Here is an 8,876-nt window from a genome sequence, read left to right as displayed (position 1 = left end):
GACTTGGCTGCTGCTGATGTTGCTCCTGTTGCTTTGAGCGCTCCTGCAATCAACGGTTAATAACTAGAGTCTAGTTAAATAAAAAAACGCTCTCCGCAAGGAGGGCGTTTTTTGTTTTGGGAAAATAAGTAACTGACCAGATAACCTGAATTCAGAGAATAGCGTACAAGTGTTGATTGACATCAGCTAAATAGCAGGGATACTTAAGCTTCTCACACGCACTCCTCCACAATTGCTTTATAATTTCAGTGCTAAATACATCAAACTATTTATGAAAATAGACAAACCTGTTGCTATTGATTTATTTTCTGGTGCTGGCGGTTTTAGTTTAGGTTTTGCAATGGCAGGTTTTGATATTCCTCTGTCTGTTGAAATTGATGCTTGGGCTTGTGATACGCTGCGTTATAACCACTCTGAAATGACAGTAATTCAAAGTGATATTCGTAATTTTAATACTTTAAGTAGTGTTAAAGAAATCTGTCTCTCCAAACCGGATATTATTATTGGTGGACCTCCATGTCAAGGTTTTAGTATTGCAGGTCCTGCCCAAAAAGACCCAAATGATCCTAGAAATACTTTATTCATTGACTTTGCCCAGTGGATAAGTTTTCTTGAACCTAAAGCATTTGTTATGGAGAATGTGAAGGGTTTACTTTCACGGAAAAATAGTGAAGGAGTAAAGGTAATAGATATTATTAAGAAAACTTTTGAAGAACTTGGATATTTTATAGAAGTATGGTTACTTAATTCTGCTGAATATGGTGTACCACAAATTAGAGAGCGTGTTTTTATCGTGGGAAACACACTAGGTAAAAAATTAGGAAGTCCTCAAAAAACCCATTCTCTAGATTTATTAAAAAATAATATATGGCAATTATCCCTTGAGGAAATAAATTTAATTCCTGCTATTAGCTTATGGGATGCAATATCAGATTTACCACTACTTAATGCGAGAGAAGGTAAAGAAGAACAACCTTATATATCAGAATCTCAAAATCAATATCAGCAATGGATTAGAAATGGTAGTAAGATTCTTTATAATCATGTGGCAATGGAACATTCTCAGCGATTGATAGAACGGTTTAAACAAATAAAATGGGGTGAATCTAGTTCAGATGTTCCCACAGAATATGGTGCTAAATGCCGTAGTGGAAATGGTGAATTATCTCATAAAACTTACGATCAAAATAATAGGCGTTTACATCCATACAGACCATCACACACCATAGCAGCTTCTTTTTATGCAAGTTTTATTCATCCTTTTCAGCATCGTAATCTGACCGCTCGTGAGGGTGCGCGTCTCCAATCTTTCCCTGACTCTTATCGTTTTTTAGGAAAGAAAACTGTTGTATCTCATAAGTTATTACAAAGGGAAAATAGATTAAATGAAAAGTTCCTTTGCCAGTACAATCAGATAGGTAATGCTGTACCACCCATTCTAGCTAAAGCAATTGCTATTCATCTTCAAGAAAAATTAAACCTATGTCCACAACTAATAGAAACCCTTTAGTTCATGGTTCAAATCTCGAACAAAAGGAAAATCACCGCAAAAAATACAGAGATGCCCAAAGCAGAAAATTTCTCCAAGAAATTAGAATTGAGTATGATAAATGGCATTTAGCAAATGTTGAATTAGTGGGTCCAACATCAACACCTACAGAAAACGATGGTACGATTATTTCTAAAAGAGTAGAACTTTTATCAAAATATAAGGATTTTTTAGATCAACAACATTATGCTGAGAAGTTTGACTCTCGCTCCAATCTTCACTCTAGTGTATTGGAAGAATTTCTCTATTATTTATTTCGAGATTTAGCAAAAGATTTTGGAGAAAATGCTCTTATTGGAAAATCCCATACTTTCAAAGACATTTTCTTTGTTCCTCCAAAATATGCGGAAATGCTCAAACGTCCCTATGCACGTATTGAAAAAAAAGACCATGATTTTGTAATAGGTGCAACTATTGAAGCATCATTTGAAGCAGTTACACCACCAGAAGAAGAAAATTCAGGTGAAATGCTTGCACTTCTTAAAGAAGAACCAGAAAACTATTCAGATGTTACAGTTGCAGGTAATACAGAAACTCATATTTTTGATATTCCAGTTATTGTCATTGAATGTAAAACCTATCTTGATAAAACTATGTTAGAAGGTTCATCACGAGCAGCAGAGGATTTAAAAGCAAGAAATCCCAATAGTTTATATATTGTATTAATGGAATGGATCAAGTTAACAAGTGATGTCAATCTTCGGAAGTACAAGGTTGATCAAATTTACGTATTACGTCAGCAGAAAAACACAGATCGAGAATTTAGGTATGAAGAAACTTATGTTAAAAATCCAATTAATTCAACTGTAGTGCAACATTTATTTAATAAAATACGGAAGCATTTAATAATGGATTGGACTGGTGGAATTGAATATGGAATACAGCGTGGTTGGTTAATTGAGGAATAAGCTACGCTAACGTACTTCCCCCACCATCATTGAACTAACAAACCCTTGAGACCATTTTTCAAAGCACGGGGTTAGTTTGATGTAAAAGTTACACTATCACTGAATTGTATCCTCTTTTAATCTCTTTATTTTGTCTAATTACCGTTATGTATCAATACCAAGATTTTATCATTCGCAATTGGCAAGAAAGCGATCGCACCTTAGCCTCCCAAGTCATTAGTTCTGTATTATCAGAATACGGCTTACCTTGGCAACCGGAAGAAGCCGATAAAGATGTATTAAATATTGAAGCATATTATTTAGCCACTGGAGGTGAATTTTGGGTAATTGAACAGGAAAATCAAATTATCGGGACTGCGGCCTATTATCCCATCAATCGCGGCGAAAAAGCGGTAGAAATTAGAAAAATGTATCTTTTACCAAAAGTACGTGGTTTAGGATTAGGAAAGTTTTTATTACAACAACTAGAAACGGTGATTGCTTCCCGTGGGTTTGAGCAAATTTGGATTGAAACTGCTAGTATTTTAACGGAAGCTGTTAAACTGTATGAAAGTCATGGTTATCTACCAACAACAGGAGTAGAAACTAGTAGATGTGATCTAGTTTATGTAAAATATCTATGATGAACATATTCCAAAATCTACTAAATCTTTTTCTCAAATCTGATTGTCCCCTGTGTCAACGTCCTACAAATAGCGAACTTTGCCTATACTGTACCAGACAAGTTCAAAGTTGTCATTGCCAAAATCCCACTTATTTATGGAAACAACCATTACCAATATTTGTTTGGGGAAATTATGGTGGTGGTGTCAAAAGAGCGATCGCTGCATTAAAATATAAAAATCAGCCTCAAATTGGTTATCTTTTGGGACAATGGTTAGGAGAATCATGGTTATTAAATTCACCACAACCCCAAAAACAACTTTTAGTTGTTCCTATTCCTATGCACCCAAAAAAACAAAAACAAAGAGGTTTTAATCAAGCTGCATTAATAGCTGAAGGTTTTTGCAATGTGACAGGATACAAATTGAAAGTCAATGGTTTAGAACGCATTAAGGAAACTGAAGCACAATTTAATTTATCCGCAGTTCAAAGACAAGAAAACTTAGCAAATGCTTTTGTCATTGGTAAAGATTTGCGTCGTCCTCCCAATATACCAATATTATTAGTGGATGATATTTATACTACTGGTGCTACTGTCAAAGCTGCTGTTAAGACACTGGAAATACATCAAATTAAAGTTTTAGGTGTAGCTGCTGTTGCCACAACCAACAAAGAAAAATAAAGCTATATTAGATTAGTTACCCTGTATTTAGGGGAAAAGTATTGTAATGTATGAAAATTAATTTATGAAAAAGAATTTTGTAGTTGGTTTTAGACAAATTTTAATTATTCCTATGACATTACTGATAATAGGGATTTGGAGCAAAACAGTTTCCGCACAAAATACACAAAATAAATTATATAGTCCCATTCCTTTAACTGATTTTACAGAAATTTCTGATACTTTGTCAAACAAAGATATTCCCACAGGACAGGGAGGATTTGCTCGTGATTATGCGGTAAAATTAAACCAAGGTGATAATTTAGCGGTTGATTTATCATCGGAAAATTTCGATACCATTATTACACTATTAGCTCCCAATGGTACAACAGTTTTAGAAAATGATGATGGTCCTGAGGGTACGAGTAATTCTGTGTTATTTACCCGCATTACAGAAACGGGAACTTATATTGTTCGGGTTCGTTCTTTTGGGGAAACTGGTCTAGGGAAGTTTAAACTCAAAGTCACAAAACTGCAACCGGTGAAGTAAGTAAACCATCATTTATCCCAAATTTCGCACTTTATAAAGTGTTATTACTATTTTCAAAAATTATTATCAATCATAGTTAAATGATTAAGTATTAGCACTTAAAATGATTGATAAAATATGTTTTTATACACAACAATTAAATTAGATAAATATTCGTATATTACCAAATTAACTGGAGAAAGTCAGATATAATAATATAAAAAAGTCAGGTTTTTATATCATCAAGATATGCAAGAATACGACGTTATTATTATCGGTGCTGGACATAACGGCTTAGTTTGTGCAGCTTATTTACTCAAAGCAGGTTATAGTGTTCTGCTATTAGAAAAACGTCCTGTGCCTGGTGGTGCTGCTACAACTGAAGAATGTATTCCAGAAGTACCAGGGTTTAAATTTAATTTGTGTGCCATTGACCATGAATTTATTCATTTAGGTCCAGTGGTAGAAGAATTAGAACTGACGAAATATGGCTTGGAATATCTAGAATGTGACCCAGTTGTATTTTGTCCTCACCCAGACGGTAAATATTTCTTGGCACATAAGTCCTTAGAAAAAACCTGTGCAGAAATCGCTCGTTATAATCAACGAGATGCTAAAAAATATGCCGAATTTACCAATTATTGGCAACGAGCAATTAACGCCATGACTCCGATGTTTAATGCTCCCCCAAAGTCAATTATAGATATTTTTGGTAATTACAATTTCCAACAAGTTAAAGATTTATTTTCTGTTGTCGGTTCTCCTGCTAAAAGTTTCGATTTTGTGCGAACAATGTTAAATAGTGCAGAGGATATTCTCAATGAATGGTTTGATGAAGAATTTTTAAAAGCACCCCTATCAAGATTAGCATCAGAATTAGGTGCGCCACCTTCACAGAAAAATCTTGCAATTGGGGTGATGATGATGGCTATGCGTCATCATCCTGGTATGGCTAGACCTCGCGGCGGTACAGGTGCATTGGTGCAAGCATTGGTGAAATTAGTTAATAGTAAAGGTGGGGTAATTCTCACGGAACAGCACGTAGAAAAGATTTTAATTAATGATGCTAAAGCGGTAGGAGTCAGGGTGACTGGGGGTAAGGAATTTTTGGCTAAACATGGAGTAATTTCTAATATTGATGCCCAAAGATTATTCTTACAAATGACTGAAAAAAGCGATATTGATGCAGTTGATCCTGATTTATGGGAAAGGTTAGAACGCCGCATTATCAACAATAATGAAACCATTCTGAAAATAGATTTGGCATTAGATGAACCATTGCATTTTTCCCATCATGAACATAAAGATGAATATCTGATTGGTTCAATTTTAATTGCTGATTCTATGAATCATGTTGAACAGGCTCATAATAAATGTACAATTGGCGAAATTCCCGATTCTGACCCCTCCATGTATGTGGTTATGCCCAGCGCCCTTGACCCTAGTTTAGCACCGCCTGGAAAACATACTTTATGGATTGAATTTTTCGCTCCTTATCAAATTGCTGGTGCAAAAGGTACAGGTTTAAAAGGTACGGGTTGGACTGATGAATTGAAAAATCAAGTTGCTGATAGAGTGATTGATAAATTAGCGACCTATGCCCCAAATGTGAAAAAAGCAACTATCGCTAGAAGGGTAGAAAGTCCTGCAGAATTAGGGGAAAGATTAGGAGCATATAAGGGCAATTATTATCATATTGATATGACGATGGATCAAATGATCTTTTTTAGACCTTTGCCCGAATTAGCTAATTATAAAACCCCCATTGATCATCTATTTCTAACTGGTGCTGGTACACATCCAGGTGGTTCAATTTCGGGAATGCCAGGACGCAATTGTGCGAGGGTATTTTTGCAAAATAAGCAACCATTCAGTCAAGCTTTAAAGGATGCTGGAAGTTCGATTAAGTCTACAGTTAGTTCGGTTTTTGGGATTAATTAGGTAATACAAATCTCAAGTGACAATTCAGATATTTTTAGGGTGGATCAAATCTGATAAGTCTTTAGTAATAAAGAGATTTTCAAGAACTGACACACCCTAAATCTTTATCTAAAACTGATAAGAAACACCAATGGAAAGAACAGGATAAATATTCAACCAATTCAGGTCATCCTGCACTTTTTTCTTTTCTGCTTCGATGTTACGATTAATTTCCTGTTGTAAAGTGGGTGTTGCACCTGTACCAAATCCAGGTGTTATTTCTATTTTTGGAGATCCGGCAAACATTACACCCAAATTTGTGGAAAATCCCCAACGTTTACCAGGTTTGACAGCATTACCCCAACCAATACCAATATACGGTGCGACACTATTGCCGAAAGAAACTTTGGTTTTCACTGATGTAAGTACAGTTGTGGAGTTATAGTCTACACCATTGATATTAATTGTTCCACCATTCTTGGGTTTCCCAGTTCCTTCTATATTATTGTCCTGAAATACCAAGCCTCCAGTCAAACGGAAACCGCCATTTTTCCAAGGATGGTAGTCAGCGAGGGTGGATATATTCAACAGGTTGAGATCGGCTTTATAATCAACATCAGACAAGTTAATATCTCTACTTATACCTAAACCATTAACCCCAACTTTAGCATTAATATTAGGTGTAATAGATTTGGTGACTGTTGCACCCACACCTAATGTACTAATTTCTGGTGTAATTGCCCAACCGCGAGTTTTTGCAGAAGTTTCGCTCTTTTCTTCCGTGGGTTTAGGTTTAACTTCCTCTGGTTTTGTTACTGGTGTGGTGACAGGTTGATTAGTACAGCGGGAATTTAAAGGATAATTTTTACAAAATACATCTAGATCCAGTGGTCTTCTGGCCAGTAAATCACCAGCGCTGTAAGTGAAAGTTTCTGCTTGAGGAGGAGTCTCAGTTTTTTCAGAAGTAATTGATGTGGCAATAACCTCATTTGTGACTACTGGTTGGGTAACTGATTCTGCAACAACTTCTTTAGCAATGGCCATCTGATTGATTGATGTTCCCATTGCTAAACCAACCGCGACTGTCAATACAGACGTACTGAATTTTAAACTGTTCATTATCTGATGTTTAGTAAAATTTATTTGTTACGTTATATATTATATCAAATGTGTAAAATACTAAAAAAAATATCAAAAAAATATAAAAAAAGCTCTTGCTGTGACACAAGAGCTATAAAAAGTATGATATTGTCAGTGATTAAATGAAGATGAAAACAACCTAATCGAGGTCATTCATAAACATCACTGGTTCTGTTTCCCGGTTAATACCTTTCTCGAAACCACCAGAAGCAGCGCGGGCGCGGCCTGCGTGCCACAAGTGACCAACAAGGAAGAAGAATCCTAAAACGAAGTGTGAACAAGCTAACCAAGCGCGTGGAGACACATAGTTAAAGGAGTTAATTTCGGTAGCCACACCACCTACAGAGTTCAAAGAACCCAGTGGAGCGTGTGTCATGTATTCAGCAGCACGACGAGCTTGCCAAGGCTGAATATCGTTCTTGATTTTTTCCAAGTCAAGACCGTTAGGACCACGGAGAGGCTCTAACCAAGGACCGCGGAAATCCCAGAAGCGCATGGTTTCACCACCGAAGATGATTTCACCTGTAGGAGAGCGCATCAAGTATTTACCTAGACCGGTAGGACCTTGAGCAGAACCGACGTTAGCACCTAAGCGTTGGTCACGAATCAAGAAGGTTAAAGCTTGTGCTTGAGAAGCTTCAGGACCAGTAGGACCGAAGAATTCGCTAGGGTATGCAGTGTTGTTATACCAAACCATGACGGAGGCGATAAAGCCCATCATAGAGAGAGCGCCTAAGCTATAGGAAAGGTAAGCTTCACCAGACCAGATAAAAGCACGACGCGCCCAAGCAAAAGGCTTGGTGAAGATATGCCAAATACCACCGGAAATACAAATTAAAGCAATCCAGATGTGACCGCCAATAACATCTTCCATGTTATCAACGCTGATAATCCAGCCTTCGCCACCGAAGGGAGCTTTCAAAAGATAACCGAAGATAATCGCTGGGTTAAGTGTGGGGTTAGTAATTACACGCACATCACCACCACCTGGAGCCCAGGTATCATAAACTCCACCGAAGAACATAGCCTTCAGCACTAACAACAACGCACCACAACCTAAAATAATCAGGTGGAAGCCGATGATGTTGGTCATCTTGTTCTTGTCTTTCCAGTCGTAACCAAAGAAAGAAGAATATTCTTCTAAGGTTTCAGGACCGCGAACGGCATGATAAATACCACCAAAACCTAAAACGGCGGAGGAAATAAGGTGAAGTACACCAGAGACGAAATAGGGGAAGGTGTCAATAACTTCACCACCTGCACCAACGCCCCAACCAAGTGTGGCGAGGTGAGGGAGAAGAATCAAGCCCTGTTCGTACATGGGCTTTTCGGGAACGAAGTGAGCAACTTCAAATAAGGTCATTGCTCCGGCCCAGAAGACAATCAAACCAGCATGGGCTACGTGAGCGCCAAGTAGTTTACCAGATAAGTTGATTAAACGCGCGTTACCGGACCACCAAGCAAAACCGCTGGATTCTTGGTCGCGTCCACCACTAATGACTCTATTAGAGAGCGTTACCACGTGGTAATACCTCCTCGGGGAATATAAATTGTTCGTGGGGTTGA

General features: G+C 37.3%; 8 protein-coding genes. 6 read left to right on the top strand and 2 right to left on the bottom strand.

Going from position 1 to position 8,876, the window contains the following annotated elements:
* The first annotated feature begins 271 nt into the window (after positions 1–271).
* The 6 genes from ACIR131C_RS0119260 (at position 272) to crtO (ending at position 6,191) form a co-directional block, all read left to right on the top strand.
* Positions 272–1,510, top strand: a complete 1,239-nt coding sequence (locus ACIR131C_RS0119260) for a DNA cytosine methyltransferase (RefSeq protein ID WP_028091491.1) — start codon at positions 272–274, stop codon at positions 1,508–1,510.
* Positions 1,483–2,457, top strand: coding sequence for a Bpu10I family restriction endonuclease (locus ACIR131C_RS0119255; protein WP_028091490.1), 975 nt, complete (start codon positions 1,483–1,485; stop codon positions 2,455–2,457). The genes ACIR131C_RS0119260 and ACIR131C_RS0119255 overlap by 28 nt, the downstream gene beginning before the upstream one ends.
* Before the next feature lie 146 nt (positions 2,458–2,603).
* Positions 2,604–3,080, top strand: a complete 477-nt coding sequence (locus ACIR131C_RS0119250) for a GNAT family N-acetyltransferase (RefSeq protein ID WP_028091489.1) — start codon at positions 2,604–2,606, stop codon at positions 3,078–3,080.
* Entirely contained in the window at positions 3,077–3,742 is a 666-nt protein-coding gene (locus tag ACIR131C_RS0119245; RefSeq protein WP_028091488.1) for a ComF family protein, read from the top strand. Before ACIR131C_RS0119250 ends, ACIR131C_RS0119245 begins: the two co-directional genes overlap by 4 nt.
* Before the next feature lie 64 nt (positions 3,743–3,806).
* Positions 3,807–4,271 (top strand): PPC domain-containing protein, encoded by a 465-nt coding sequence (locus ACIR131C_RS0119240; RefSeq protein ID WP_028091487.1) that lies wholly within the window; start codon positions 3,807–3,809, stop codon positions 4,269–4,271.
* Positions 4,272–4,499: 228 nt separating this feature from the next.
* Positions 4,500–6,191 carry a beta-carotene ketolase CrtO gene (gene crtO / locus ACIR131C_RS0119235; protein ID WP_028091486.1) on the top strand — a complete coding sequence of 564 codons (1,692 nt, stop codon included), beginning with the start codon at positions 4,500–4,502 and terminating at the stop codon, positions 6,189–6,191.
* A 108-nt stretch (positions 6,192–6,299) separates the two neighbouring features.
* Here crtO and ACIR131C_RS0119230 read toward each other — a convergent pair whose 3' ends face one another.
* Both ACIR131C_RS0119230 and psbC read right to left on the bottom strand, forming a co-directional pair.
* A complete protein-coding gene (locus tag ACIR131C_RS0119230) occupies positions 6,300–7,289 on the bottom strand; it encodes a hypothetical protein (protein WP_028091485.1) in 990 nt (329 codons plus the stop codon).
* Positions 7,290–7,449: 160 nt separating this feature from the next.
* Entirely contained in the window at positions 7,450–8,832 is a 1,383-nt protein-coding gene (psbC, locus tag ACIR131C_RS0119225) for a photosystem II reaction center protein CP43 (RefSeq protein WP_028084811.1), read from the bottom strand.
* Positions 8,833–8,876: the final 44 nt, after the last annotated feature.

The organism is Dolichospermum circinale AWQC131C, from assembly GCF_000426905.1.
Lineage (GTDB): Bacteria > Cyanobacteriota > Cyanobacteriia > Cyanobacteriales > Nostocaceae > Dolichospermum > Dolichospermum circinale.
The sequence above is the reverse complement of the archived record's forward strand: the minus strand, read 5'-3'. Positions and strand labels throughout refer to the sequence as shown.